This window comes from Actinorectispora metalli (assembly GCF_056323685.1).
In genome coordinates this window covers 1947984-1972259 of sequence record NZ_JBREYE010000001.1, presented here as the reverse complement: position 1 = coordinate 1972259, position 24276 = coordinate 1947984, and the positions used below count along the sequence as shown (strand labels likewise).

Here is a 24276-nt window from a genome sequence, read left to right as displayed (position 1 = left end):
GAGGGCGTCCCCCTGGTGGGAACGCCCTCAACGGCTGCCTTCGGTGTTACGCCTCGTCCTGGGCGCGGACGGCCAAGGCGATCTGGCCGGTCTCGTCCTGGTGGGTGTCGAGGAGCTTGTCGTCGAGGTAGTCGGCGGCCTGGGGCTCCAGGAAGACCCGCGCGCCCGCGGTGTCGACGACCTGGTCGTTCTGGTCGGGCGCGGTGGCCACGGTGACGGCGAGGGCGTCCGCGGGCTGGCCGTCGGAAGCGGCGGCGGGTGCGATGCGAAGACCGCCCTGTTCCTCGGCGTTGTGGGCGCTGACAAGGGTTTTGATGACTTCTGCGGCACTGTCGCTGACGGCGAGCATGCAGTGAAATCCTCTCGGGTTCGGCGGAATTGTCGTCCTGGTAAGCCAGACACCGTAGTGGGGTGGGCTTGAGGTGATCACGACGAGGGGGCCAGGACTGGAAATCGGGGTCGCACGCAGGCGTACCCAATGCCGATCGAGTGGAAACCTGCTCAGAGGCCGGGATCAGGCTGTCGGGATCCGTTGCGGCGGTGTGCGCCCAGACCGACATATTCCGGGCGTCGTGGCGCCGGAATAGTGGACAGGTGTTTTGAATAGCGACGGAATGCCTGTCCGCTGCTTACGGCCGGGCGAATGCACGGCTCGATCAGTGGGTCGATCACCATGGGGGACAACGGCTGCAGGCGCAGTCCGATCGCCTCCGGCCGCAGGAACAGGGCGACCCGCCGGATGGCTATCAGTGCCGCTGTCCAGGACAGCAGCGGGACCGTGTACTCCGGTGCCGTGGTCAGGCAGACTCCCGCGGCCAGCGTCACGCAGGGCACCGACCAGAACGAGAAGATGCTGATCGTGCGGGGGGAGGTGACACCACCGAGCAGACTGCCCGTGATCAGGATGACGAGAGAGCTGAAAAGCATCTGTTCCGGAGTTTGCATCGTGGCGATCTGCCCGGTGGCTCCGGTGAATACAACACCGAGGCCGAAAATGACGCCCATAAATGTGCCAAGCAATTCGGCCCCTCCCCTGGTCGCTCCCGCTCGACACAGAAGATACTGGCGGGTAGGCAGCCGAGAAGGCGTTTGCTGCGCTTCGCAACCGTCCTGTTGCTGAAAGGTTTTCCGCGCTTCGGCGTCACGCCTGCGGGTGATCAATCGGTTGCGCGGAATTCGCCCGCAATTCGTGCGGACGGTAACCGGCGTTGTCACCTGCTCAGGTGTATTCGGTTCTGCAACGGTGTCACAGTTAGGTGTCGTCACAAGATCGCCACTACGGTGACGGGCCGATCGAGCCATTCAACGAAGGGAACTCGGCGATGAGGCTTCGTGCCACGCTGGCCTGCTGTGCCGCCGCCGCGGGGCTGGCCGCGGCGAGCATGGTCGTGCCCGCGGGGGTTGCGGGCGCCGAGGTGGAACCACGCATCGTCGGCGGTCAGGAGGCCGACCAGCCTTACCCCTTCATGGTGTCGGTCCAGCGGCCCTACAACGAGAAGCCGCACTGGTGCGGCGGAGCGCTGGTGGCCCCGCAGTGGGTCGTCACCACCGCCCACTGCCTGTGGAAGCCGCTGGAGGACCACTACTTCGTCCGGGTCGGCACCAATGACCGGATGAACGGCGGTACCCACACCAAGGTGGTCAAGTTCGTCAAGCACCCCTTCTTCGACGGCAAGCACAACGACATCGCGCTGCTCAAGCTGGCCGACAAGGTGCCCTACCCGGTGATCCCGCTGGCCGCGCAGTCCCCGTCGGTGGGTTCGGTGCACAGGCTGCTCGGCTGGGGCCAGATCTGCCCGACCGACGAGTGCAAGGGTCAGCACCAGCAGTGGCTGCGCCAGCTGGACACCAAGATCGCGGCCGACGAGGACTGCGCGAAGGCCTACATCGACGGGCCCAACGAGCTCTGCATGGACGTCTCGCCCAAGGCCAGCTCCTGCTACGGCGACTCCGGCGGGCCTGCCATCGGCTGGGACCCCAAGCTGGGCCGTTGGGAGCTGACCGGCCTCGACGGCAGGGGCGGCGCGCAGACCTGCGGCATCGACGGCGTGACCTACACCGACGTTTCCCGGTACCGGGATTGGGTGCTGCACACCCTCCGGACCGAAGGCGTCCTTCCCTAAGTCACGCTTCCTCCTCCCCAGGCCCGCCGAGCGTCCACTGCTCGGCGGGCCGTCCCTTATGAGACCGGGAACACCCGGAAAGCGGCTTGCGCGGAGCGTCGTGAAAATAGATGCTTGTATTCACCAAGTAGTTGGATGGTGCAAGCAACTTAACGGACGGATGCGATGACCATCGACCAGGCAGCCGACGCGGTGACCCCCGCCGAGCTGAAAACCGCGGACCAGATCGCGATGACCCTGCTCAGGGTCGTCCGGCTGGTGGGGTGCGTCTCGGCGCAGGCCAACAAGTACGGCATGGACCGGGGCGTGTTCTTCCTGCTCGCCGCGTTGGTCGAACACGGGCCGCACCGGTCCAGCGTCCTGGCCGAACTGGTGCACTCGGACCCGTCCACCGTGAGCCGGCAGGTCGCCCACCTCGTCAAGGAGGGCTTGGTCGAACGGCAGTCCGACCCGGCGGACGGCAGGGCCAGCGTGCTCGCCGCCACCGAGAAGGGCAGCCAGTTCGTCCGCCGGCGCAGGCTGGAACGCAACGCCTACCTCGCCAGGCTGATCGCCGACTGGCAGCCCGACGAGCGCGAGGAGTTCGCCCGCCTGCTGGGCCGCTTCACCGACGCCTACGAGGCGAACCTGCCGGAATTGCTCGACCGGGTGGCCAACACCCGCTGGGGAAGGGAGAACGCATGACCTCCGTTGCTGCGACGGAGAACGGGGGACTGACCCACCGCCAGATCATGGTGGTCTTCTCCGGCCTGATGATGGGTCTGCTGCTGGCCGCGCTGGACCAGACGATCGTGTCCGCCTCGATGCGCACGATCGCCGACCACCTGCACGGCCAGACCTCGCAGGCCTGGGCCACGACCGCCTACCTGATCACCGGAACGATCACCACGCCGCTCTACGGCAAGCTCTCCGACATCTACGGCCGCAAGCCCTTCTACCTCACCGCGATCACGATCTTCCTGATCGGCTCGGTGCTGTGCGGGCTGGCCACCTCGATGTACCAGCTTGCCGCCTTCCGCGCGGTGCAGGGACTCGGTGCGGGCGGCCTGTTCTCACTCGCGCTGGCCATCGTCGGCGACATCGTCTCGCCGCGGGAGCGCAGCCGCTACCAGGGCTACTTCGTGGCCGTCTTCGGCCTGTCCAGCGTGCTCGGCCCGGTCGCGGGCGGCACCTTCGCCGGACTGGACAGCTTCCTCGGCATCGAGGGCTGGCGCTGGGTGTTCCTGGTCAACATCCCGATCGGTCTGATCGCGTTGGCCGTGGTGACCAAGGCGCTGAACCTGCCGCACCACCGAGTGAACCACCGCATCGACTGGGGCGGCGCGCTGACGCTGACCCTGGGTGTGGTTCCGCTGCTGGTGGTGGCCGAGCAGGGTCGGATCTGGGGTTGGGGCTCGCCGCGGACGCTGGGGCTGATCGCGGTCGGCGTGATCGGTATCGCCCTGTTCGTCTGGGTCGAACGCAGGATGGGCGATGAGGCGCTGCTGCCGCCGAGGCTGTTCGCCCGCCCGGTGTTCCGGCTGGCCAACATCCTCAACTTCATCCTGGGCATGGGGATGTTCGGCGGGCTCGCCGCGCTGCCGCTGTACCTGCAGATCGTCAAGGGCTCCTCGGCCACCATGGCGGGCCTGCAACTGCTGCCGCTGATGCTGGGCATCACCGTGGCCTCGGTCACCAGCGGCCAGCTGATCTCCCGCTTCGGCCGGTACAAGGTCTTCCCAGTGATCGGCACGGCCGTGATGGCGATCGCGCTGCTGCTCTTCAGCCGGATCGGCGTGGACACGCCGCTGCCGCAGACCATGTTCTACATGCTGCTGATGGGCATCGGCCTCGGCCTGTGCATGCAGACCCTGGTGCTGGCCGTGCAGAACGACGTGCCGCCGCGGGACATGGGCGTGGCCACCGCGTCGGCCACCTTCTTCCGGCAGATGGGCGGCACCGCGGGCACCGCGGTCTTCCTGTCCATCCTGTTCGGGGTGGTGGCGGACCGGATCGCGGACTCGATGCAGGCGGCTCGGCTGTCACCGGAGTTCCTCGCGGCGACCCGCGATCCCGCGGTGCTGGCCGACCCGGCCAACCGCGGCCTGCTGGAGGCGCTGAAGGGCGGCGCCCCGCCGTCGCTGGACGACACGTCGTTCCTCAGCCACGTCGACCCGCGACTGGCGCACCCGATCCTGGAGGGCTTCGCCAGCGCGATGGACACCGTGTTCCTCACCGGCGGCATCGTCATGCTGGTCGGCTTCGCGTTGATCTGGTTCCTGCGAGAGGTGCCGCTGAACAACCAGTCCGGCATCCAGCGCCGCAACGCCGAGGCCAACCTGGCCACGGCCGAACCCGGTCCCGCTGTGGTGCACTGACCGAAAACGACAGCGGCCGCCCGTCTCGGGCGGCCGCTGTGATGTCTGCGGGTGAGCGTCAGTGCAGCTCTTCGCCGCGCTCCTTGAGGTCGATGAGGCGCTGGTAGGAGCGGGCGATCTCGGCCTCGGCCTCGGTGCGACCGACCCAGGTCGCGCCTTCGACGCTCTTGCCGGGCTCCAGGTCCTTGTAGACCTCGAAGAAGTGCTGGATCTCCAGGCGGTGGAACTCCGCCAGGTGGTGGATGTCACGCAGGTGCTCCTGCCGCGGGTCCTCCGATGGCACGCAGAGCACCTTGTCGTCGCCGCCCTTCTCATCGGTCATGCGGAACATGCCGATGGCGCGGCAGCGGATCAGGCAGCCGGGGAAAGTGGGCTCCTGCACGAGGACCAGAGCGTCCAGCGGGTCATCGTCCTCGCCGAGGGTGTTCTCGACGAAGCCATAGTCGGCCGGGTACTGCGTCGCGGTGAACAGCGTCCGGTCGAGGCGGATACGACCAGTCTTGTGGTCCACCTCGTACTTGTTCCGATTCCCCTTGGGAATCTCGATCGTGACGTCGAACTCCACGCGCTTCCTCGCACTTCTTCGCTGCAGGCATTTCCGCGCTTCACCGAACTGGTGGCGCGCGACATCTAGTGTGGACCACGGAACTTGCCGAAAACCCCTCAAGAGGCGGTTGCCAGGTGTGACCTTGCCCCCTTGGGAGGACGCCCCCGGCGCGTAATCGTAGGAGGAGTACCGCGTGTCGACGCCTGGCCAGGGTGCGGAGCCGGACCGTCCGGCGCCGCCGTCTGCCCCTCGAACGGATGAGGCGCTCACCCAGGTCATCGCGATGGTCGAACCGGCCGATGTGCGGGAGCCGGAACCCGATTGGGAGCACCACCGCGTCCGAACCGGCACCCTCGCCGCCGAGCCCGCTGAGCCGTCGTCGGAAGCGGCGGCGGACTCGGTCGAACCGGACCCGGTGCCTTCGGCCGAAGAGCCCGCGACCGAGGAACCGGTCGCCGCCGAGCCCGCACCGGAGGCAGCGGAGATCGTCGACGAACCGCCTGCCGAGCCCGCGGAGTCGATCGGCGAGATCTCGGAACCGGTGCCCGCGGATGAGCCCGCGACGGCGGAACCCTCCGCCGAGATCGCGGAGCCCGGCGAGGCGGAGCCTGCGGAGGAACTCCCCGAGCCCGCGGCGGAGAGCGAAGCGCCCGAGCTTGTCGAACCGCCCGTCGAGGTCGCGGAGCCGTCGCCCAGCGAGGTCGAGCAGCCGGAGCCCGCGGAGCTGACCGGTGAGATCGAGCCCCCGTACATCGAGCCGTCTCCCAGCGACGCAGAGGAGCAGGCACCCGCCGAGCTGACCGGCGAGATCGAGCAGACCTCGTTTGTCGAGTCATCACCCAGCGAGGTTGACGAGCCGGAGCCCGCCGAGCTGACCGGTGAGATCGAGCAGTCCTCGTACGTCGAACCGCCACCCAGCGAGGTGGATGAGCCCGCACCAGCGGAGCTGACCGGCGAAATCGCTGAGCCGAGGCAGGTCGATCGGGCGGACGAGGGCACCGAGCTTCGCGCAGGCGAACCGGTCGCTGAGATCGCCGAACCACCGCGGGTCGAGCCGGACCGGGGTGTCGACAAGCCGGAGCCGGTCGAGCTCACCGGCGAGATCACCCCGCCGACGCCCGCGGAGCTGACCGGGGAGATCACCCCGCCGAAAGCCCCCGAAACGACGGGGGAGATCCCGCCGCCGAAGGCCGCCGAGACGACCGGGCGCATCGCGAAGGTGCCCGCGGAGTCGTCCGAGACAACCGGCGAGATCGCGCGGCAGAGTGCGACGGAGTCACGCGAAGCGCCGCCTGCCAAGGACACCGCGCGGTCCGAACCGGAGCTGCGGTGGCCGGTGCGGGAGCGCACAGATCCTCGGCTGAGGCCGGTCCCGCAGCCGTCCCCGCCGCCCGCCGAGAGACCGCCCGCGCGCCCGGCCGAGGTCGAACAGACCATCCAGTTCCGCCCGGTCGACGCCGCCACCACCCGTTTCCCCGACAACCGCGCCGACCAGACCACCGTGCTGCCACGGCGGATCCTGGACCGCCCGACCACCCCGGCGCGTGGCTTCGCCCCGCCGCCGAGCCATCCCGAACCGGCCCGCGCCCACCCGCAGCAGCAGCGGCGGTCCGAGGCCCCCACCGCCTACTACCCGCCGGTCGAATCCCCGCCCGAGGCCACCCCCGCCGCCGAGCAGCCGACGCGTTCGCGGCGCCGACCGCGGCGGGTGCTGCTCGGGCTGTCGCTGGCGCTGGTGCTGGCCCTCGGCCTGGCCACGATCACCGCCCGGCAGCAGGTGCTCGAACAACTCGACTGGCTCGGACTCGACGTCGGGCTCGCCGCGGCCGCCCCGCCCGCGGCCGAGGTGCCCCGGCTGAACCTGCGCGGTCCGAACTCCGCAGCGCCGGTGCCGACCGAGGCGGGCGTCACCGCCGCGCTCGCCCCGCTGATGGGCGCCGCCCAACTGGGCACCGCGACCGGCGTCGTCCTTGACGCCACCACCGGCAAGACACTGTGGGCGGCCAACGCGGAGCAAGCTCTGCTCCCCGGCTCCACCAACAAGCTGCTGACCACCGCAGCCGCGCTGCTCGCCCTCGACCAGAACGCCACGCTGACCACCAAGGTTGTCCAAGGCCCAGAACCGGGCACGGCGATCCTCGTCGGCGGCGGTGACCCCTCGCTGAGCAGGCAGCCCGCGGGCAAAGGCACGATCTACGGCGCCGAACCGGCCCGCCTGGACGACCTCGTGACGCAGCTGAAGTCGGCGAAGGTGACGAAGGTGCTGGTGGACACCAGCCGCTACACCGGGCAGCCGCTGGCCCCCGGCTGGCTGCCTGGCGATATCGCCGAGGGCCACATGGCGCCCACCGAACCCGTCATGCTCGACGGTGGCCGGGAGGACCCGCAGAAGGCCACCTCGCCCCGCACCGACCAGCCCGCGCTGGCCGCCGCCCAGGAACTGGCCAAGCGGCTAGGGGTCGCGGTGGACACGGTCGCACCGGGCAAGGCGAACCAGGGCGCGAAGGTGCTGGCCAGCGTCCAGTCACCGCCCATCCGCCAGTTGGTCGAGACGGCGCTGCTGGTCTCCGACAACGTGCTGGCCGACGTGCTCTCCCGCGAGGTGGCCATCGCCAAGGGCAAGGAGCCCTCCTTCGCGGGCGGCGCGGCCGCGGTGCTCTCGGTGCTCGCCGAGAACGGCTTCGACACCACCGGCGCGGTCGTCGCCGACGGCAGCGGTCTGAGCACCGACAACCGGGTCTCGGCGACGCTGCTCGGCCAGGTCTTGGTGCAGGCCACCGCGACCGACGGCGCCGGTGACCAGGAGCGCAGCGCCAAGCTGCGGCCCATGCTGTCCGGGCTGCCGGTCGCCGCGGGCAGCACCGGCACGCTGCACGAGCGCTACACCGACGCCACCACGGCCGCTGCCAGGGGGTGGCTGCGGGCCAAGACCGGCACCCTCACCGGCGCGAGCAGCCTGGCGGGTGTGGTGACCGACACCGACGGGCGGCTGCTGGTGTTCGCGTTGATGTCCAACGGCACCAACCCCGCGGAGGCAAGGCCCGCGCTGGACGCGGTGGCCGCCAAGTTGCGCACCTGCGGCTGCCGGTGATGCGGATGATGTTGAACAGCGGTGCCCGCCAGGTAGCGTCGAATTCATGAGCGCCCAACCGGTAGGGGATCGGCCCAGCGGCTCGCCCATCGACTGGCAGCTTGCGGCGGGCACCGCCGCGCGGCTGATGCCCTCCGGGCCCACCGTGACCGCGGCGGACGCCCAAGCGGCCGTGAGCGAACTGCGCGAACTGTCCGCCACCGCCGAGGCGCACGTCAGAGACCTGACCGGTCTCGGCGAGGGGCTGCCGCTGCTGCCCGGCGAGGTGGTCGATCGCTCAGGCTGGGTGCGGGCGGCGACCTCCGGCCTGGCCGCGCTCGTCGACCAGGCTGTTCCTGATGGCGCGGGCCGCACCAACCCGCTGCTGGCGGGCACCGCGGGCGTCCAAGCGGGTGTGGTGCTGGCCTACCTCGGCACCAAGGTGCTCGGCCAGTACGATCCGTTCGGCGGCGAGGAACGCGGCGGCAGGCTGCTGTTGGTCGCCCCGAACATCGTGGCCGCCGAGGAGGCGCTGCGGGTCAGCCCGCGTGACTTCCGGATGTGGGTCTGCCTGCACGAGGCCACCCACCGGCTCCAGTTCACCGCCGTGCCCTGGCTGCGCGACTACTTCGTCGCCGAGGTCGGCAGGCTGCTGTCGATGATGGATGAATCCGTCTTCGGCGCCGTCGGCCGCATGGTGGAGGCCGTGCGGACGGTGCGGAACCAGCCGGGGGACAGCAACGAACCCGTCTCGCTCATCGAGCTTCTGCAATCACCCGCCGAACGCGTCGTTCTTGATCGACTTGTCGCTTTGTCGACATTGCTGGAGGGCCACGCCGACCACGTGATGGACGCCGTCGGCCCGGCCGTGGTGCCCAGCGTGGCGACCATCAGGGCTCGGTTCACCGTGCGCCGCCGCGGCGGCGGTGTCTTCGACCGGCTGCTGCGTGCGGTGCTCGGCGTGGACGCCAAGGTCCGCCAATACGAGTTGGGCGCCGCGTTCACCGACCACGTCGTGCAGTCCGTCGGCATGCCCGGGTTCAACGCGGTGTGGCAGCGCCCGGACACCCTCCCGTCCCGGGAGGAGATCAGCGACCCCGACCGCTGGCTGCGCCGGGTGCACGGGTGAGCGGACCCGACCCCGCGGTGGCCGCGGTACGCGGCGCGGTCGGCAGGCTGCTGGGCCAGGCGGAGACCGAGGGCCTGCTGGCCGACCACGTGGTGGCGGTCGCCTGTTCCGGCGGTGCCGATTCGCTGGCGCTGACCGCCGCCACCGTCTACGCCGCGGGCAGGCGGGATCTGCGGGTACACGGGCTGGTCGTCGACCACGGCCTCCAGCAGGGCTCCGCCGAGATCGCCGAGCGGGCCGCCGCTCACATGCGTGATCTGGGAGTCGACCGCACTGAGGTGCTGCGCTGCGAAGTCACCGGACCCGGCGGGATCGAGGCCGCGGCCCGCCGCGCCCGCTACGGCGCCCTGCTCGCGGGCCGACCGACACCGGACACGCTGGTGCTGCTCGGACACACCATGGACGACCAGGCCGAAACCGTGCTGCTTGGCCTGGGCCGCGGCTCCGGGCCGCGCTCACTGCGCGGGATGCGCCCGCTGGACCCGCCATGGGCGCGGCCGTTGCTTGGTCTGGGCCGGGCCACCACCGTCCGCGCCTGCCAGGCGCTTGGCGTGAGTCCATGGGACGACCCCCACAACGCCAACCCCGCGTTCACCAGGGTGCGGCTGCGCCGAGAGGTGCTGCCGTTGCTGGAGGAGGTGCTCCAGGGCGGCGTGGCCGCCGCGCTGGCCCGCACCGCCACCCAACTCCGCGAGGACAACGACGCGCTCGACGCCATCGCCGCGCGGCTGCGCCGGGAAGCCGAGCGGGAGGGCGGACTGGATGTCGAGACCATGGCCGCGCAGCCCGCCGCCGTCCGGCGGAGGGTGCTTCGCGACTGGCTGCGGGCCGGTGGTGTGAGTGAAATCACCGACGCGCATTTGCGGGCCGTCGACGGGCTGATCGGGGCCTGGCGCGGGCAGGGCGGGGTGGCCCTGCCCGGTGGGGTGGCCGCCTACCGCGGTGGCGGCAGACTCCGCATCCGCGACGGGACGTAGGCTCACCGGACGTAGGAGATCGGTAGGCAGAGGGGACACCGCGCCGTGTACGAGGGCGAGATCGCGTCCGTGCTCGTTTCCGAGCAAGAGATCAAGGACAAGGTCGGCGAACTCGCCAAGCAGGTGGCCGCGGACTACGCGGACCAGAGCGGCGGCCTGCTGCTGATCGGCGTGCTCAAGGGCGCGGTGATGTTCATGACCGACTTCGCCAGGGCCTTACCGCTGCCGGTCCAGCTGGAATTCATGGCGGTGGCCTCCTACGGCTCGGCCACCTCGTCCTCCGGTGTCGTGCGCATCCTCAAGGACCTCGACCGGGACATCGCCGGTCGGCACGTGTTGATCGTCGAGGACATCATCGACTCCGGCCTGACGCTGTCCTGGCTGCTGAAGAACCTCGCCTCCCGCCGTCCCGCCTCGCTGGAGGTCTGCGCGCTGCTGCGCAAGCCGGACGCGGTGAAGGTGGACGTCCCGGTGAAGTATGTGGGCTTCGACATACCCAACGAGTTCGTCGTGGGCTATGGCCTGGACTACGCCGAGCGCTATCGCGATCTGCCCTATATCGGGACACTCGACCCCAAGATGTACTCCGGCTGACACACAAGGATTCCGCCTGCGGGAACAATGAGTGCGGGCCGAGTCGTTGCCGAAGAGGCATTGGTTCGTTGCAAGTCAGCGCTGCCCAGTAGTTGGGAACAGTCACCCCGGCTGCGGGCGGTACCCTGGTCAGACCGGGGTGACCAGCCCAGAACAATGGGCGATGGGTCGCCGCCGCCCGCCATGCAAGTCAGGGAGGGTCGAGGCCGCTCGTCGGCCGCAAGTTAATGGACCGCAAGCGCCTGCTCCGCAACCCGTTCCTTTGGATTCTGGGTCTGGCGCTGATCTACTTCACGATCAGCGCATTGTTCGATGACACGCGTGGTTACCAGCAGGTGACCACGTCGAAGGCGTTCGAGCAGCTCGCCGCCGGGAACGTCAAGGAAGTCACCCTTGAGGACAAGGAACAGCGCCTCAAGCTGACCCTCAAGGACGGCGCTCCCCCGGTCGAGGGCAAGAACCGCCTGCTCACCCAGTATCCGGCCGGGGCCACCGACCAGGTGGTGCAGGCGATGCGCGACGCACCGAACAAGCCGACCTGGCAGACCGAGGTTACCCAGGAATCGATCTTCTTCCAGATCCTGATCTACCTCATCCCGCTGGCCCTGCTGCTGCTGGTGCTGATGTGGATGATGAACAACGTTCAGGGCGGCGGGAACCGGGTACTGAACTTCGGCAAGTCCAAGGCCAAACAGCTGTCCAAGGACATGCCCAAGACGACCTTCAGCGACGTCGCGGGTGCCGACGAGGCCGTCGAGGAGCTTGAGGAGATCAAGGACTTCCTCCAGAACCCCGGCCGCTACCAGGCACTGGGCGCCAAGATCCCCAAGGGCGTGCTGCTCTACGGCCCGCCGGGAACCGGTAAGACCCTGCTCGCCAGGGCCGTCGCCGGTGAGGCCGCCGTGCCGTTCTACTCGATCTCCGGCTCCGACTTCGTGGAGATGTTCGTCGGTGTCGGCGCCTCCCGCGTCCGCGACCTGTTCGAGCAGGCCAAGCAGAACGCGCCCTGCATCATCTTCGTCGACGAGATCGACGCGGTCGGCCGCCACCGCGGTGCGGGCCTCGGCGGCGGTCACGACGAGCGCGAGCAGACGCTGAACCAGCTTCTGGTCGAGATGGACGGCTTCGACGCCCGCGGCGGCATCATCCTCATCGCGGCCACCAACCGGCCCGACATCCTGGACCCCGCGCTGCTGCGTCCCGGCCGCTTCGACCGGCAGATCCCGGTCGCGGCCCCGGACATCCGCGGCCGCGAGGCGATCCTCAAGGTGCACTCCAAGGGCAAGCCGCTCGGCCCGGACGCCGACCTCAGGGGCCTGGCCAAGCGCACCGTGGGCTTCTCCGGTGCCGATCTGGCCAACGTGATCAACGAGGCCGCCCTGCTCACCGCCCGGCACAACGGCCAGCTCATCACGGCCGCCGCGCTTGAGGAGTCGGTGGACCGCGTGATCGGCGGCCCGGCCCGCAAGACGCGGCTCATCTCCGAGAAGGAGAAGAAGATCACCGCCTACCACGAGGGCGGCCACGCGCTCGCCGCGTGGGCGATGCCCGACCTGGAGCCGGTGTACAAGGTCACCATCCTGCCGCGAGGCCGGACGGGTGGGCACGCACTCGTCGTCCCCGAGGACGACAAGGAGTTGATGACCCGCTCGGAGATGATCTCCCGCCTGGTGTTCGCGCTCGGCGGCCGCTCCGCCGAGGAGCTTGTCTTCCACGAGCCCACCACCGGTGCCTCCAGCGACATCGAGCAGGCCACCAAGATCGCCAAGGCGATGGTGATGGAGTACGGCATGAGCGCCCGGCTGGGTGCCGTGAAGTACGGCCGCCACGAGGGCGAGCCGTTCCTCGGCCGCAGCATGGGGCACCAGCCGGACTACTCCCTCGAGGTGGCCCACGAGATCGACGAGGAGGTGCGCGCGCTGATCGAGGCCGCGCACACCGAGGCCTGGGACATCCTCAACACCTACCGCGATGTGCTGGACGACCTGGTCATCGAGCTGATCGAGCGGGAAACGCTGCAACGCAAGGATTTGCAGCGGATCTTCGAGCGGGTGGAGAAGCGGCCGAGGATCACCGCGTTCAACGACTTCGGCGGGCGCACGCCCTCGGACAAGCCGCCGGTGAAGACACCGGGCGAGTTGGCCAAGGAACGCGGCGAGCCGTGGCCGCCGGTCCAGGACGAGCCCGAGCCGACCCCGGTCGGCGCGGTCCCCGGCGGACAGGACCTGCCGGGCGGCGTCCCGGGCAACCGGCCGCAGCCGAGCCCGCCCGGGCCCAACGGTTCCGGCCCGCACGGCTACCAGCAGCCGCAGCCGGGTCCGCAGGGCGAGCCTCAGCCCTACCCGTACCCGCCCGCCCAGCAGATGCCCTCGCCGCAGAGCGGCCCGCCGTACTACGGGGCACCTCCCGGCTGGTCGCCCGCGACCGGTCCGGTCGGCACCCCCGCGGGCGGCAACCCCTGGGTGCCGGGCTGGGAGCAGCAGGGCCAGCAGCCCCATCCCCAGGACCAGACGCAGCGGCTGTCTGCCGAGCCCGAGGAGCGAGCGGGCAAGGAGAAGGACAAGGGAGACGGCAACTGATTCGCACGACCCATGGGAGGAGCGGATGACCGAGTTGGTCGGAGAGCTCACCCAGCCGAACGACGAGAACGGCACCAACCGCGGCCTCGACGGCGACACCCCGCCGTCGGGGCTGCGGTTCCGCCCCGCATTCGACCAGGCCAGGGCCGAGGCGGCGGTGCGTGAACTGCTGCTGGCCTGCGGCGAGGACCCCGACCGCGAGGGCCTCGCCGACACCCCGTCCCGAGTGGCCAGGGCTTACCGGGAACTGTTCGCGGGCCTGTACTCGGACCCGGACTCGGTGCTGGCCAAGACCTTCGCGGAGAGCCACGAGGAACTCGTGCTGCTCACCGACATCCCGATGTTCAGCACCTGTGAACACCACCTGGTGCCCTTCCACGGTGTCGCGCACGTCGGGTACATCCCCAACAAGCACGGCCGGGTCACCGGGCTGTCCAAAATCGCCCGCCTTGTCGACCTGTACGCCCGCAGGCCGCAGGTGCAGGAGCGGCTGACCTCCCAGGTCGCCGACGCGCTCGTCCGCAAGCTGGACCCGCGCGGCGTGATCGTGGTGGTGGAGGCCGAGCACCTCTGCATGGCCATGCGCGGCATCCGCAAGCCCGGCGCCAAGACCACCACCTCAGCGGTGCGCGGACTGCTCAGAAGCTCAGCCCGGTCCCGTGCGGAGGCGCTGAACCTGATCAAGGGCCGCTGAGTGCATCCCCTGCTGCCGGACCCCGGTCGCTGCGTGGTGATGGCAGTGCTCAACGTCACGCCGGACTCCTTCTCCGACGGCGGCCGGTTCCTGGATCACGATCTGGCGGTGGCCCGCGGCCTCGAACTGGCCAGGGCGGGCGCCGACCTGATCGACGTCGGCGGCGAGTCGACCCGGCCCGGTGCGGCGCGGGTGGACGCCGCCGAGGAGATCGCCAGGGTCGTGCCCGTGGTCAAGGACCTCACCGCGCACGGCGTCGGGGTCAGCGTCGACACCATGCGCGCGGAGGTCGCGGAGGCGGCGCTGGGCGCGGGCGCGGTGATGATCAACGACGTCTCCGGCGGTCTCGCCGACGAGCGGGTGATCGCGGTGGCCGCCGAGGCAGGCGTGCCGCTGATCCTCATGCACTGGCGCGGTCACAGCCGCACCATGGACGCACTGGCCACCTATACCGACGTCGTCGCCGAGGTGCGGGCGGAACTGTCCCGCCGGGTGGACGCCGCGGTCGCGGGCGGCGTGCGTCCGGAGGCGATCGTGTTGGACCCCGGTCTCGGCTTCGCCAAGAACGCCGAGCACAACTGGGAGCTGCTGCGCGCCCTGGATACGCTGGTCGCGCTGGGTTTCCCGGTGCTCGTCGGCGCCTCCCGCAAGCGCTTCCTCGGCTCACTGCTGGCCGGTCCGGACGGCGATCCGCGTCCCCCCGATGGACGCGAAGTGGCCACCGCGGTGGTGTCCGGGCTGGCGGCTGCCGCCGGTGCCTGGGGCGTGCGGGTGCACGAGGCCGCACCGTCCAGGGACGCCGTGCTGGTGGCGGCCGCCTGGCGACACGGCGAGCGGCGGAACATGGAGGCGGCCGGTGGCTGACCGGATCAGCATCAGAGGCGTGCGCGTGCACGGCAGACACGGCGTGCTGGACCACGAACTCCAGAACGGCCAGGACTTCGTCGTGGACATCACGGTCTGGCTGGACACCCGCACGGCGGCCGCCACCGACGAGTTGCGCAACACCGTCGACTACAGCTGGCTGGCCGACCGGGCCGAGGCCGTGGTGGGCGGAACACCGCGCAAGCTGATCGAGACGGTGGCCGCTGAACTGGCCGACGAGATCATGGTCGACAAGCGGCTGTACGCCGTCGAGGTGACCGTGCACAAGCCGTCGGCACCGCTGGCGCAGGCCTTCTCCGACGTGATGGTGACCGCTCGGCGCTCGCGGCGGGCCAATGGGCGACTGGTGTCGCGTGCCGATGCCGCCGCGCTGTGGCCGGAAGGCCTGCGATGAGCCGAGCCGTTTTGTCCATAGGCTCCAATCTGGGTGATCGTCTTGCTCACCTCCGATCAGTCGTCACAGGCCTGGGACCAGCGGTGGAAGCGTTTTCCCCGATTTATGAGACCAGCCCTTGGGGTGTCACTGACCAGGATGACTTCCTCAACGCTGTGGTGATCGTGGCGGATGAGGCCACCGACGCCTGGGGATGGCTGCGGCGCGGCCAGGAACTCGAACAGCGGGCCGAGCGGGTGCGGGAGCGCCGCTGGGGGCCGCGCACCCTGGATGTGGACCTGATCACAGTCGACGGGGTCCGCTCCGACGATCCGCGGCTGACGCTGCCGCATCCGGCGGCCGCCGAGCGCGCCTTCGTGCTGCTGCCGTGGTCGGATGTCGAGCCCGCCGCGGTCCTGCCGGGGCGGGGCCCGGTGCGTGATCTGCTGGCGTCGGTGTCGACGCAGGGGTGTCGACGCCGGGATGATCTCAGTCTGGGGGCGGCGTGACGGCGGCCGACCGGGCGGCTGACCCACAGGAGCGTGTATGAGGTTCACCCGAGCGACGGATTTGCTGCTCCCCGGTTTGATCTCCGCGGTGGTCCTCTACATCCTCGTGAGGATCTTCTACGGCGATCTCCCGCCGCTGCCGGAACTGGCGGGAACCACCCTGCTGTTGATCGCGGTCGTGGAGGCGGTGCTGGGTTTCGGGCTCCGCTCCCGCATCCAGCACAAGGAGGGCTACCGACCGGTCCAGCCGCTCACCGCGGCCCGCGCGGTGGCATTGGCGAAGTCGTCATCGCTGGTCGGAGCGGTGATGCTCGGCTGCTGGCTTGGCGTGCTCGCACACACCCTCCCCCAGCGGAGCGAGGTGGCCGCGGCAGCCCAGGATTCGGTTACAGCCGGTATCGGGATGGTCTGTGCGGCGGCTCTCATCGCGGCCGCGTTGTGGTTGGAGTACTGCTGTAAAGCCCCTCGCAATCCGGACGAAGCGGAGAGTCATGGACGTCGCGACTAGCTTTCAGGCATTTTCAAGCCAGGTACCGTAGGGCCCATGACCGGCCCCAGCGGCTCTTTCGAAGAGCAGTCAGGTGGTCGTCGTGTCGGGCAGGCACTGCTGATCATCGTGTTGCTGCTTGCCGTCGGCGCGGCGGCCGTACTGGTGCTCAGCGATGACGCCCGCTGGTTGCGCTTCGGCGTGGTGGCCGGTCTCTGGGCGGCGTTGGTAGGCGCTTTCGCGGCCACCCGCTACCGGCGCCAGGCGATTTCCGGCGACGACCGGGCCGCGGAACTTCGCGAGATCTACGAGCTTGAGCTGGAGCGCGAGGTCGCCGCCCGCCGCGAATACGAGCTTGAGGTCGAGGCCGAGACCCGCCGCCGGGTGGAGGCCGAGGTCGCCGAGCAGACCCAGGTGGACCTCGACGACCTTCGCGCCGAACTGCGCACGCTGCGGGAGAACCTCGCTGCGCTGCTCGGCGGCGAGGTGCTGGTGGAGCGGGTCGCGCTGCGGGCGGAGTCCACCAGGATGCGCTCGCTGTCCGACCAGTCGCGGATGCTCGCCCTCGGCGAGGATCGCGTGGTCAGCCAGACCAACGACCGCCGCAGGCTTCCCGCGGGCAACGCCAAGCCCGGCGCAGGCGACCAGCGCGGCGCGGCCGCCCAGCAGTCCCGCCCGACCATGAAGCCCGTGGTGCCACCCCGCCCGGCCCAACCCGAGCAGAACCAGGCCGTCGGCAGGCAACAGGCCCCTCAGCCTCAGCAGCAGCCCGCCGCCAGACCGCAGCAGCAGGGCCTCAACCCCGCCGCGGCGCTCGGCGGTTTCGGCCCCACCAGAGCCACCCCGCCCGCGCCGTTGGGCAAGCAGGCCCACCCCAGCGGCCAGCGCCTGGCGGGGCAGCAGCGGCCCCAGCCGATCTCGCAGGCCCCCACCGAGCCGCGCACCGAACTCATCCCGCCGGTACGCGCCCAGCGACCCGAAGGCGCAGGCCCCCGCGTCCAGCCGAGGCCCGCACCAAGGCCGCAGGACACGCCGCCGAACCGGCCCGCGGGCTTCGAGGAGACCAAGCAGCCCAAGCCCGATCCACGCGAGCAGGACCGGGGGCCGGGCCTGGGCACTGTGCTGGACGAGAACTGGACGCCGTCCTGGGAGAACTCCGACGCTCCCGGCGCGGCGCTGGACGCGGTGCTGGGCGGCAACCAGCGGCCGACCCCGCCCCGCCGCGACCCGGAGCCCGACGCGGTCATCAGCCGCTACGGCGACCCCAGTCCCTACTCGGGCCAGGACCGTCCCGCCGAGGCCGATCCGACGCCCAGCAGCGGCGGTCGCCGCAGGCGCCCCGAGGGCACCAGCTTCAACCCGCTGGGCTCGTGGACGCCGGAGCGTCCGGAACCCAGCGGGCGGCACAGCACGCCCGCGGGCAACGGCAACGGTCACGCGGTGTCGGAGTCGGAGCAGACGGGCGCGCACGCCGCGGGCACCTCGGTGAGCGATCTGCTCGCCGCCTACGGCAACACGGGCACCCCCCGCCGCAGGCGCCGCCGCGAGGACTGAGCCCCGCCGCGGTCACTCCCGCGTGACCGCGAAGTGGAAGCAGCCGTAACCGACGGCGCGGTGCTGCACCATGATCACGTCAGACTGAGCGAAGGCCTTCTCGATGGACTCCTCGACGGCGCCGTCGTGCGGCAGCCCGAACACGATGCGGCCCGCATCGTCGTAGCCGCGGACGATGCCGCGCTTGCCCACCCACGCCGCCGGAATCCCGTCGTCCGCGGGGCCGCTGCAAGCCACACCGTGGACGAACACGGGCCCGACCTCCCGGTAGGGCCCGCCGGTGCCCGGCGGGGCGTAGCTGAACAACACGGCGGGCTCACCCGCCACCGCCATCCGCAGACAGCACCGCAACGGCATGCCTACGGCCTCGGCATGCCATTCGAACCGCTCGTCGGTGCCCTGCCGCGCCAAAGCCCTGGCCTGCTCGCAGACCTCGGCCGGAATGGCGTGCACCCTGATACCGCTGATCGTCATGAACCCAGCCTGCGACCGGCACTCGGCCGGAGCCGGCGGTTTACCGACGCCGCGCCTCAGGACTCGGCGTCGATCACCGTGAACTCGCCGCTCGCGGTCTTCTCGCCGCACTTGACCTTCACCAGGTACCTCCCCGGCTTGGCGTCGTCCTTGACGGCGAACTCGCCCATCAGGGGTCCGCCGTAGGGGTGGGCCAAGAGGAAGTCGTCGGTGATCTCACTGCTGCCTTCCGCCGACTCGGTGCCCACCGGGCAGTGCATGGCCGACACGGTGACGAGCCGTCCCGCCGCCGCCTCCAGCGGCGAGAACGACACGCTCTGCGCCTCCCGCGCCGCGGCGCTGGACACCGACGCGGCCGCACACACCGACAACCCGATCGCCAGAAAGATCCGAAGTACTCGCATGCCTTGAGACCTACCCCGCCGAGCGGCGCTCCGTGCGGTTCAGACCCGTGTTTCGCCCGGTCAGGGGGTGGAGGCTGGGCTACGCCGCGGTGTTCTTGGGTGCGAGGCGGACCTCCAGCCGAACACCAAGGGCGTCCGCGAGGCGCTCCAGGACGGGAAGTGTGGGTACCGTGCCACCCGCCTCGAAACGCGCGACGCCCGGCTGCGTCATCCCCGCCGCGGCAGCCAACTCGGCCTGGGTCAGGCCCTGCTGTTCGCGGAGTTCCCGGACCGCCCGGCCGAGTTCGAAGGCCAGGCGAGCGGCCTTGTATGCCTCTCCCGCTCCTGGCTCAGCCAGCCGGCGATCCCGGAGCTTGTCCCCGTCGCCTCGCTCGCTCATGACTCCTCGTTCCCTTCATCCACCGTGTGCCGCTGGGCGATGCAGTCGGCGAACACCCGTCTGGCCCGGTCCACCTCTCGCCCCTCGCGCATTGTGGTCTTGCGGAACACCGTCAGCAGAACGATCCGTCTGTCGTGAGCGATCCAATAGGTGATCCGCCACGGCGGCCCCTCCAAGTGGAAGCGAAGTTCTCGCAGCTTGCCGTCGAGCTGTTTGGTGTACGGCTCGCTCAGCAGCGGGCCTTGATCACCCAACAGGTCGATGTAGGACGCCGTTGTGGCGAATCGCTTGGTGGATAACTGCTCCAGCCAATCTCGTACTTCAGGCTCCAGTTCGACAGTACCCACCGCATACCATGAATGGTATAGATCAAACATTCGATCGCTTCGGCGTGAACACGGTGTGTCTCTAAATGGTCGCGCTGGGTTGCCGCGGCAGTACGTCGGGGCTGATGCCGACGGCGTGGGCGAGCCAGAGCGGGTCGGCGTTGGTGGTGGGGGTTCGCGCGGTGGCCAGGCGGGTGTTGCCGGTGGGTGGGCCGTTGCGGAGGGGGCGCTCGGTGACGAGGCCGAGGGCGCGGAGGGCGTCGGACTCGGGGAGCAGGCAGGTGTGGTCGACCAGGTCGCCGACGGCGGCGGCGCAGGCGTCCAGCGCGACCCTGGCGGTGAGGCCGCAGGTGCCGTCCGGCACCGGTGGCACCTGCCTGCCGTCGCGGTGGCCGGTGAGGGTGCCCGTGGCGTGCCTGCCCGACTTGCGGTCCGGCAGCAGGTGCCCGCGGTCGATGGCCAGGGCGACGCCGTGGTCGAGTCGGGAGACGGCCTCGCGCCAGGCGTGGTCGCGGGTGCCGCCGCATTCGGCGCGGGCGCCTCGTGTCCACAGTGGCCACCAGCGTCGGAGCCAGTCGAGGTCGCGGTCGTCGGCGGGCGCGCCCACGGTCTCCTCGCCCCGCTCGTCGACGGCGATCCGGCGGACCTCGTCGTCGATCACGCCGACCACCGGCGACGGGACCGCGGTCAGGAACTCGTCGGCCACCAGCAGGCCGTTGATCCCGGCGGGCAGCGTGAGTTCCCCGGACGCCGCCGAGCCGGGGTGCGCGGAGACCACGGTGACGCGCAGGCGGGACGCGTGCGCCGGAGCGAGTAGCGGAGGCAGCGCCGCCGAGATCCGGCCGCTGCCTAACTCGACGAGGTCGAGCGGGTCGGGGCTGCCCAGTGCGTTGTCTATGCGGCACAGCAGAATCGCCAAGGCTTCTGCCATTTCTCGGCGGATGGGGCGGAAATGCTGCGCCTTCGGATCGTCGCGTGCGGAAAATCCACCGGGACCGTGGAGGGTCCGGTGCCACGCGAGCTCCCAGTCTTGAGCGCCACTCACAATCAGCCCAGTCTGCTAGCAGAACCGGCGTTCACCAATAACAGGTACTGCACGCGTTTGAATACGTTACGGCAGCCGTAGGGTGCTCTCTGTGACCGTTGCGATACCTCCGCCGCAATCACATGAGGAGCGTGCTCGTACCCGTCGTCGTGCGGTGCTGCTCCCCGTCATCGGCATGATCGTTGTCGGCGTCTGCGGACTCGCCGTCCTCGGGCTGCTCATCGGCAGGGTCGGCGCGCCCGCCGTGATCATCGGCGCGTTGGCCGCCCTGGTGCCGGTCGGCCTGGTCGTGGCCGCGTACATGTGGGTCGACCGGTGGGAACCGGAACCCGCCCAGTTGCTGCTGGCCGCGTTCATGTGGGGCGCCTGCGTCGCCACCATCACCTCGCTGCTGGTGAACAACAGCGCGCAGGCGGTGGCGGATCTCATTGGGGGACAGGACCCCGACAAGCTCGTCAGCGCCGTGGTCTCCGCGCCGCTGGTCGAGGAGGCCACCAAATGCGCCTTTGTGCTCGGGCTGCTGTGGTGGCGGCGGCACGAGTTCGACGGGGTCGTCGACGGAATCGTCTACGCCGGAATGACCGCCGCCGGATTCGCCTTCACCGAGAACATCCTTTACTTCGGCTCCGCCTTTGCCGGTGGCACCCCGGAAACCGCGGGGCCGGGCGGATTCCTCGGTGTCTTCGTGCTGCGCGGCATTCTCACGCCGTTCGCGCATCCGCTGTTCACCACGATGTTCGGCATCGGCCTCGGCGCGACGATCATGACCAAGAACAAGCGGCTGCGGCTGTTCGGGCCGATCGCGGGCTATGTGACCGCCGTGGTGCTGCACGCGCTGTGGAACGGTTCGGCGATCATCGGCGGGGTCGGGGCGTTCTTCAACATGTACTTCCTGGTCATGGTGCCGCTGTTCATCGGAATGGTGCTGCTGGTGGTGTGGCAGCGCCGCCGCGAGCAGCGCATCGTGGCGGGCCAGCTTCCGACCATGGCGGCCAATGGCTGGATCGCGCGCAGCGAGGTGCGGCTGCTGGCCAGCCTGGTGGGCAGGCGGGGCTGGCGGGCGGTGGTCAAGCGATACGCGGGCGACGGCGCGGCCAAGGCCGTCGCCGGGTACCAGGCGGCCGCGACCGAACTCGCCTTCCTGCGCCACCGGATGGAACGCGACAGCGCCGGGCCGGACGCGCAGGAACGCCATGAGCGGCTACTCGCCGAGTTGGCCAAGGCCAGGGAGGCCGCGGTGAACTCACCCGGTGCGCTGGGCGCCGCGCAGCGGAACGGCGGCTGATCGACCGTGGGTGAAGCGCATCACCTGAATGCCCCAGCGTCGCGCGGCACTGGTTACCCTCGGTTTGCCGTCTGGTACCCGCGTCCTGGCGGGACTGGAACAGCATGGAGGGTGCAACCATGAGTGTCGGGCGTCCCGCTCGGCTCGGTATCGGAGTGGTCTCCGCGGGCCGGGTCGGTTCGGTTCTGGGTGCCGCGCTCGCCCGTGCGGGCCACACCGTCGTCGCCACCACCGGCGTTTCCAAAGACTCCCTCCGGCGCGCCGAGACGCTGCTGCCGGGGGTTCCGCTGCTGCCGCCCGACGAGGCCGCGGTCAAGGCCGACCTCGTCCTGCTGGCGGTCCCGGACGATGTGCTGCCCGGCCTGGTCCGCGGCCTGGTGGCCACCGGGTCGCTGCGTTCCGGCCAGATCGTGGTGCATACCTCCGGCGCCCACGGTGTCGACGTGTTGACCCCGGCCGCCGAGGTGGGCGCGCTGCCGCTGGCGTTGCATCCCGTGATGACCTTCACCGGTCGCGCCGAGGACCTCGACCGGCTCACCGACTGCTGCATCGGGGTGACCGCCGACGACGAGGTCGCCTGGAACGTCGGCGAGGCGCTCGTGGTGGAGATCGGCGCCGAGCCGGTGCGGGTGCCCGAGGCCGCGCGTGCGCTGTACCACGCCGCGCTGGCCCACGGTGCCAATCACCTGATCACGCTGGTCAACGAGGCCGCCGACCTGCTGACCACGGCAGGCGTCGGCAACCCGCGCAGGCTGCTCGGGCCGCTGCTGTCGGCGGCGCTGGACAACTCGCTGCGTCACGGCGACCGCGCGCTGACCGGCCCGGTGGCCAGGGGAGACGCAGGCACCGTGGGCAAGCACCTCCGGGTGCTAGGCGAGCGGGCCGCCGATGTGCTGCCCGGCTACCGCGCGCTGGCGGACCGGACCGCGGAGCGTGCGCTGGCGGCGGGGCTGCTCCGCCCGGACGCCGCCGCCGAGGTGCGCAAGGTTCTCGACGAGGAGGCCCGATGACCGCGACCGCCGCCAAGCTGTTCAACCCCGGCGAGTTGACCGTGCACCATTCGCCCGCCGAACTGGCCAGGGTCACCAGGGCCCTGCGCGGCGTCGGCCGCCAGGTCACGCTGGTGCCCACGATGGGGGCGCTGCACGATGGCCACCGCGAGCTGATCCGCAGGGCCCGCAGACTCGGCAACAACGTCATCGTGGTGTCGATCTTCGTCAACCCGCTGCAGTTCGGGCCCGGCGAGGACCTGGAGCGCTACCCGCGCACCCTCGAGGCCGATCTGGCGGCCTGTCGCGAGGAGAATGTGGAGCTTGTCTTCGCTCCCGACGCCACGGGGATGTACGGCGACGACGCGCAGATCGGCATCCACCCCGGCCCGCTGGGCGATGAGCTGGAAGGCGCCAGCAGACCCGGCCATTTCGCGGGCGTGCTGACCGTGGTGGCGAAGCTGTTCAACATCGTGCGGCCGAACTACGCGTTCTTCGGCGAGAAGGACTACCAGCAGCTCACGCTGATCAAGCGAATGGCCCGCGAACTCGACTTCGAGACCAAGGTGGTCGGCATCCCGACCGTCCGCGAGCCCGACGGCATGGCGCTGTCCTCCCGCAACCGGTACCTCACCACGGAGCAGCGGGAGGCCGCGGTGGCGCTCTCCGCGGCGTTGGCCGCGGGCGCGCGCGTGGGCGCGGGCGGCGCCGAGGCTGTGCTCGCGGCGGCCAAGGCCGTGCTGGCCGAGCACCCGCTGGTGGAGTTGGACTACCTGGAACTGCGTGACCCGACGCTGGGCCCGGCGCCCGCCAGGGGAGATGCCCGCCTGCTTGTCGCGGCGAAGGTCGGCAGCACCCGGCTGATCGACAACGCCGCCGTGCTGCTCGGCGACGTGACGCACGACACCGAGGAAGCACCGGCATATCACTCGACCGAGACACTCTCTTCCCCACGGGCGGACTCGCCCGCCCCGAACGTCCGCGAACAGGCCGGATGAGGAGGTCTGGAATGTTCCGCACCATGCTCAAGTCCAAGATCCACCGTGCCACGGTGACCCAGGCTGACCTGCACTATGTGGGCTCCTGCACCCTGGACGAGGACCTGATGGACGCCGCCGACCTGCTCTCGGGCGAGCAGATCGCGATCGTGGACATCACCAACGGCGCGCGGCTGGAGACCTACGTGATCCCCGGCGAGCGGGGCAGCGGTGTGATCGGCATCAACGGTGCCGCGGCCCACCTGATCCAGCCCGGCGACCTGGTCATCCTCATCTCCTACGGGCAGATGGACGAGACCGAGGCCCGCACCTATCGGCCCAAGGTGCTGTTCGTCGACGAGAAGAACAGGGTGCTGGAGGCCGGTGCCGATCCAGGGCACGCCCCCGAGGGGTCGGGCCTGATCAGCGGATCGGTGATCGCGCCTGCGGTGGTGCCCGCCGCCGAGACGGCGGACGCCGCCAAACTGGACGCGTTGATCAACGCCGAGAACTGACGAG

Annotated in this window: 26 protein-coding genes; 18 read left to right on the top strand and 8 right to left on the bottom strand. The window is 70.2% G+C overall.

The window, feature by feature from the left end:
- Positions 1 to 46: 46 nt before the first annotated feature.
- Complete coding sequence (locus ACU6XJ_RS09080) at positions 47 to 349, bottom strand: hypothetical protein (protein ID WP_476308484.1); 303 nt, start codon at positions 347 to 349, stop codon at positions 47 to 49.
- Between the two features lie 152 nt (positions 350 to 501).
- Complete coding sequence (locus ACU6XJ_RS09075) at positions 502 to 1215, bottom strand: hypothetical protein (RefSeq protein WP_476308482.1); 714 nt, start codon at positions 1213 to 1215, stop codon at positions 502 to 504.
- A gap of 107 nt (positions 1216 to 1322) precedes the next feature.
- Between ACU6XJ_RS09075 and ACU6XJ_RS09070 the strand changes: the two genes are divergently transcribed.
- From ACU6XJ_RS09070 to ACU6XJ_RS09060, 3 genes are all read left to right on the top strand, one after another.
- Positions 1323 to 2123: a S1 family peptidase gene (locus tag ACU6XJ_RS09070; protein ID WP_476308479.1), complete on the top strand. Its 801-nt coding sequence runs from the start codon at positions 1323 to 1325 to the stop codon at positions 2121 to 2123.
- Positions 2124 to 2288: 165 nt separating this feature from the next.
- Positions 2289 to 2807, top strand: coding sequence for a MarR family winged helix-turn-helix transcriptional regulator (locus ACU6XJ_RS09065; RefSeq protein WP_476308477.1), 519 nt, complete (start codon positions 2289 to 2291; stop codon positions 2805 to 2807).
- Entirely contained in the window at positions 2804 to 4480 is a 1677-nt protein-coding gene (locus tag ACU6XJ_RS09060) for an MDR family MFS transporter (protein WP_476308475.1), read from the top strand. The genes ACU6XJ_RS09065 and ACU6XJ_RS09060 overlap by 4 nt, the downstream gene beginning before the upstream one ends.
- A 58-nt stretch (positions 4481 to 4538) precedes the next feature.
- On the opposite strand, the gene ACU6XJ_RS09055 is transcribed toward ACU6XJ_RS09060, so the two are convergent.
- Positions 4539 to 5045, bottom strand: a complete 507-nt coding sequence (locus ACU6XJ_RS09055) for an inorganic diphosphatase (protein ID WP_476308473.1) — start codon at positions 5043 to 5045, stop codon at positions 4539 to 4541.
- Between the two features lie 175 nt (positions 5046 to 5220).
- Between ACU6XJ_RS09055 and dacB the strand changes: the two genes are divergently transcribed.
- From dacB to ACU6XJ_RS09000, 11 genes are all read left to right on the top strand, one after another.
- Positions 5221 to 8118, top strand: coding sequence for a D-alanyl-D-alanine carboxypeptidase/D-alanyl-D-alanine endopeptidase (gene dacB, locus ACU6XJ_RS09050; protein WP_476308471.1), 2898 nt, complete (start codon positions 5221 to 5223; stop codon positions 8116 to 8118).
- Between the two features lie 46 nt (positions 8119 to 8164).
- A complete protein-coding gene (locus tag ACU6XJ_RS09045; RefSeq protein WP_476308469.1) occupies positions 8165 to 9226 on the top strand; it encodes a zinc-dependent metalloprotease in 1062 nt (353 codons plus the stop codon).
- Positions 9223 to 10203 (top strand): tRNA lysidine(34) synthetase TilS, encoded by a 981-nt coding sequence (gene tilS, locus ACU6XJ_RS09040; protein WP_476308468.1) that lies wholly within the window; start codon positions 9223 to 9225, stop codon positions 10201 to 10203. The genes ACU6XJ_RS09045 and tilS overlap by 4 nt, the downstream gene beginning before the upstream one ends.
- A gap of 45 nt (positions 10204 to 10248) precedes the next feature.
- On the top strand, positions 10249 to 10797 hold the full coding sequence (gene hpt, locus ACU6XJ_RS09035; RefSeq protein WP_476308466.1) for a hypoxanthine phosphoribosyltransferase: 549 nt from the start codon (positions 10249 to 10251) through the stop codon (positions 10795 to 10797).
- Between the two features lie 227 nt (positions 10798 to 11024).
- A complete protein-coding gene (gene ftsH / locus ACU6XJ_RS09030) occupies positions 11025 to 13376 on the top strand; it encodes an ATP-dependent zinc metalloprotease FtsH (RefSeq protein WP_476308465.1) in 2352 nt (783 codons plus the stop codon).
- 25 nt (positions 13377 to 13401) lie between these two features.
- A complete protein-coding gene (gene folE / locus ACU6XJ_RS09025; RefSeq protein ID WP_476308463.1) occupies positions 13402 to 14070 on the top strand; it encodes a GTP cyclohydrolase I FolE in 669 nt (222 codons plus the stop codon).
- A 39-nt stretch (positions 14071 to 14109) separates the two neighbouring features.
- On the top strand, positions 14110 to 14934 hold the full coding sequence (gene folP, locus ACU6XJ_RS09020) for a dihydropteroate synthase (protein ID WP_476313877.1): 825 nt from the start codon (positions 14110 to 14112) through the stop codon (positions 14932 to 14934).
- Positions 14927 to 15349 (top strand): dihydroneopterin aldolase, encoded by a 423-nt coding sequence (folB, locus tag ACU6XJ_RS09015; RefSeq protein WP_476308461.1) that lies wholly within the window; start codon positions 14927 to 14929, stop codon positions 15347 to 15349. The genes folP and folB overlap by 8 nt, the downstream gene beginning before the upstream one ends.
- Positions 15346 to 15837, top strand: coding sequence for a 2-amino-4-hydroxy-6-hydroxymethyldihydropteridine diphosphokinase (gene folK, locus ACU6XJ_RS09010; protein ID WP_476308459.1), 492 nt, complete (start codon positions 15346 to 15348; stop codon positions 15835 to 15837). Before folB ends, folK begins: the two co-directional genes overlap by 4 nt.
- A gap of 37 nt (positions 15838 to 15874) precedes the next feature.
- A complete protein-coding gene (locus ACU6XJ_RS09005) occupies positions 15875 to 16345 on the top strand; it encodes a DUF3180 domain-containing protein (RefSeq protein WP_476308457.1) in 471 nt (156 codons plus the stop codon).
- 36 nt (positions 16346 to 16381) lie between these two features.
- Entirely contained in the window at positions 16382 to 17878 is a 1497-nt protein-coding gene (locus ACU6XJ_RS09000; protein ID WP_476308455.1) for a DUF6779 domain-containing protein, read from the top strand.
- A gap of 12 nt (positions 17879 to 17890) precedes the next feature.
- Here ACU6XJ_RS09000 and ACU6XJ_RS08995 read toward each other — a convergent pair whose 3' ends face one another.
- From ACU6XJ_RS08995 to ACU6XJ_RS08975, 5 genes are all read right to left on the bottom strand, one after another.
- Positions 17891 to 18352, bottom strand: a complete 462-nt coding sequence (locus ACU6XJ_RS08995; RefSeq protein ID WP_476308453.1) for a DUF1203 domain-containing protein — start codon at positions 18350 to 18352, stop codon at positions 17891 to 17893.
- Positions 18353 to 18408: 56 nt separating this feature from the next.
- Positions 18409 to 18756, bottom strand: coding sequence for a hypothetical protein (locus tag ACU6XJ_RS08990; protein ID WP_476308451.1), 348 nt, complete (start codon positions 18754 to 18756; stop codon positions 18409 to 18411).
- 79 nt (positions 18757 to 18835) lie between these two features.
- Positions 18836 to 19135, bottom strand: coding sequence for a helix-turn-helix domain-containing protein (locus ACU6XJ_RS08985; RefSeq protein WP_476308449.1), 300 nt, complete (start codon positions 19133 to 19135; stop codon positions 18836 to 18838).
- Entirely contained in the window at positions 19132 to 19482 is a 351-nt protein-coding gene (locus tag ACU6XJ_RS08980; RefSeq protein WP_476308447.1) for a type II toxin-antitoxin system RelE/ParE family toxin, read from the bottom strand. Before ACU6XJ_RS08980 ends, ACU6XJ_RS08985 begins: the two co-directional genes overlap by 4 nt.
- Before the next feature lie 61 nt (positions 19483 to 19543).
- A complete protein-coding gene (locus ACU6XJ_RS08975) occupies positions 19544 to 20392 on the bottom strand; it encodes an SAM-dependent methyltransferase (RefSeq protein ID WP_476308445.1) in 849 nt (282 codons plus the stop codon).
- Positions 20393 to 20660: 268 nt separating this feature from the next.
- Between ACU6XJ_RS08975 and ACU6XJ_RS08970 the strand changes: the two genes are divergently transcribed.
- From ACU6XJ_RS08970 to panD, 4 genes are all read left to right on the top strand, one after another.
- Complete coding sequence (locus ACU6XJ_RS08970) at positions 20661 to 21791, top strand: PrsW family intramembrane metalloprotease (protein WP_476308443.1); 1131 nt, start codon at positions 20661 to 20663, stop codon at positions 21789 to 21791.
- A 119-nt stretch (positions 21792 to 21910) separates the two neighbouring features.
- A complete protein-coding gene (locus tag ACU6XJ_RS08965; RefSeq protein ID WP_476308441.1) occupies positions 21911 to 22801 on the top strand; it encodes a Rossmann-like and DUF2520 domain-containing protein in 891 nt (296 codons plus the stop codon).
- The gene (gene panC, locus ACU6XJ_RS08960) at positions 22798 to 23778 is read left to right on the top strand and encodes a pantoate--beta-alanine ligase (RefSeq protein WP_476308439.1); all 981 of its coding nucleotides are present in this window, start codon (positions 22798 to 22800) and stop codon (positions 23776 to 23778) included. The genes ACU6XJ_RS08965 and panC overlap by 4 nt, the downstream gene beginning before the upstream one ends.
- Before the next feature lie 11 nt (positions 23779 to 23789).
- Entirely contained in the window at positions 23790 to 24272 is a 483-nt protein-coding gene (gene panD / locus ACU6XJ_RS08955; protein ID WP_476308438.1) for an aspartate 1-decarboxylase, read from the top strand.
- Positions 24273 to 24276 lie beyond the last annotated feature (4 nt).

Excerpts from the sequence above, each read along its gene's own strand:
- ACU6XJ_RS09080 (WP_476308484.1), bottom strand. The coding sequence starts at position 349 with ATGCTCGCCGTCAGCGACAGTGCCGCAGAAGTCATCAAAACCCTTGTC.
- ACU6XJ_RS09070 (WP_476308479.1), top strand. The coding sequence starts at position 1,323 with ATGAGGCTTCGTGCCACGCTGGCCTGCTGTGCCGCCGCCGCGGGGCTG.
- ACU6XJ_RS09065 (WP_476308477.1), top strand. The coding sequence starts at position 2,289 with ATGACCATCGACCAGGCAGCCGACGCGGTGACCCCCGCCGAGCTGAAA.
- ACU6XJ_RS09060 (WP_476308475.1), top strand. The coding sequence starts at position 2,804 with ATGACCTCCGTTGCTGCGACGGAGAACGGGGGACTGACCCACCGCCAG.
- ACU6XJ_RS09045 (WP_476308469.1), top strand. The coding sequence starts at position 8,165 with ATGAGCGCCCAACCGGTAGGGGATCGGCCCAGCGGCTCGCCCATCGAC.
- ftsH (WP_476308465.1), top strand. The coding sequence starts at position 11,025 with ATGGACCGCAAGCGCCTGCTCCGCAACCCGTTCCTTTGGATTCTGGGT.
- folE (WP_476308463.1), top strand. The coding sequence starts at position 13,402 with ATGACCGAGTTGGTCGGAGAGCTCACCCAGCCGAACGACGAGAACGGC.
- folP (WP_476313877.1), top strand. The coding sequence starts at position 14,110 with ATGGCAGTGCTCAACGTCACGCCGGACTCCTTCTCCGACGGCGGCCGG.
- folK (WP_476308459.1), top strand. The coding sequence starts at position 15,346 with ATGAGCCGAGCCGTTTTGTCCATAGGCTCCAATCTGGGTGATCGTCTT.
- ACU6XJ_RS09005 (WP_476308457.1), top strand. The coding sequence starts at position 15,875 with ATGAGGTTCACCCGAGCGACGGATTTGCTGCTCCCCGGTTTGATCTCC.
- ACU6XJ_RS09000 (WP_476308455.1), top strand. The coding sequence starts at position 16,382 with ATGACCGGCCCCAGCGGCTCTTTCGAAGAGCAGTCAGGTGGTCGTCGT.
- ACU6XJ_RS08995 (WP_476308453.1), bottom strand. The coding sequence starts at position 18,352 with ATGACGATCAGCGGTATCAGGGTGCACGCCATTCCGGCCGAGGTCTGC.
- ACU6XJ_RS08990 (WP_476308451.1), bottom strand. The coding sequence starts at position 18,756 with ATGCGAGTACTTCGGATCTTTCTGGCGATCGGGTTGTCGGTGTGTGCG.
- ACU6XJ_RS08985 (WP_476308449.1), bottom strand. The coding sequence starts at position 19,135 with ATGAGCGAGCGAGGCGACGGGGACAAGCTCCGGGATCGCCGGCTGGCT.
- ACU6XJ_RS08975 (WP_476308445.1), bottom strand. The coding sequence starts at position 20,392 with ATGGCAGAAGCCTTGGCGATTCTGCTGTGCCGCATAGACAACGCACTG.
- ACU6XJ_RS08965 (WP_476308441.1), top strand. The coding sequence starts at position 21,911 with ATGAGTGTCGGGCGTCCCGCTCGGCTCGGTATCGGAGTGGTCTCCGCG.
- panC (WP_476308439.1), top strand. The coding sequence starts at position 22,798 with ATGACCGCGACCGCCGCCAAGCTGTTCAACCCCGGCGAGTTGACCGTG.
- panD (WP_476308438.1), top strand. The coding sequence starts at position 23,790 with ATGTTCCGCACCATGCTCAAGTCCAAGATCCACCGTGCCACGGTGACC.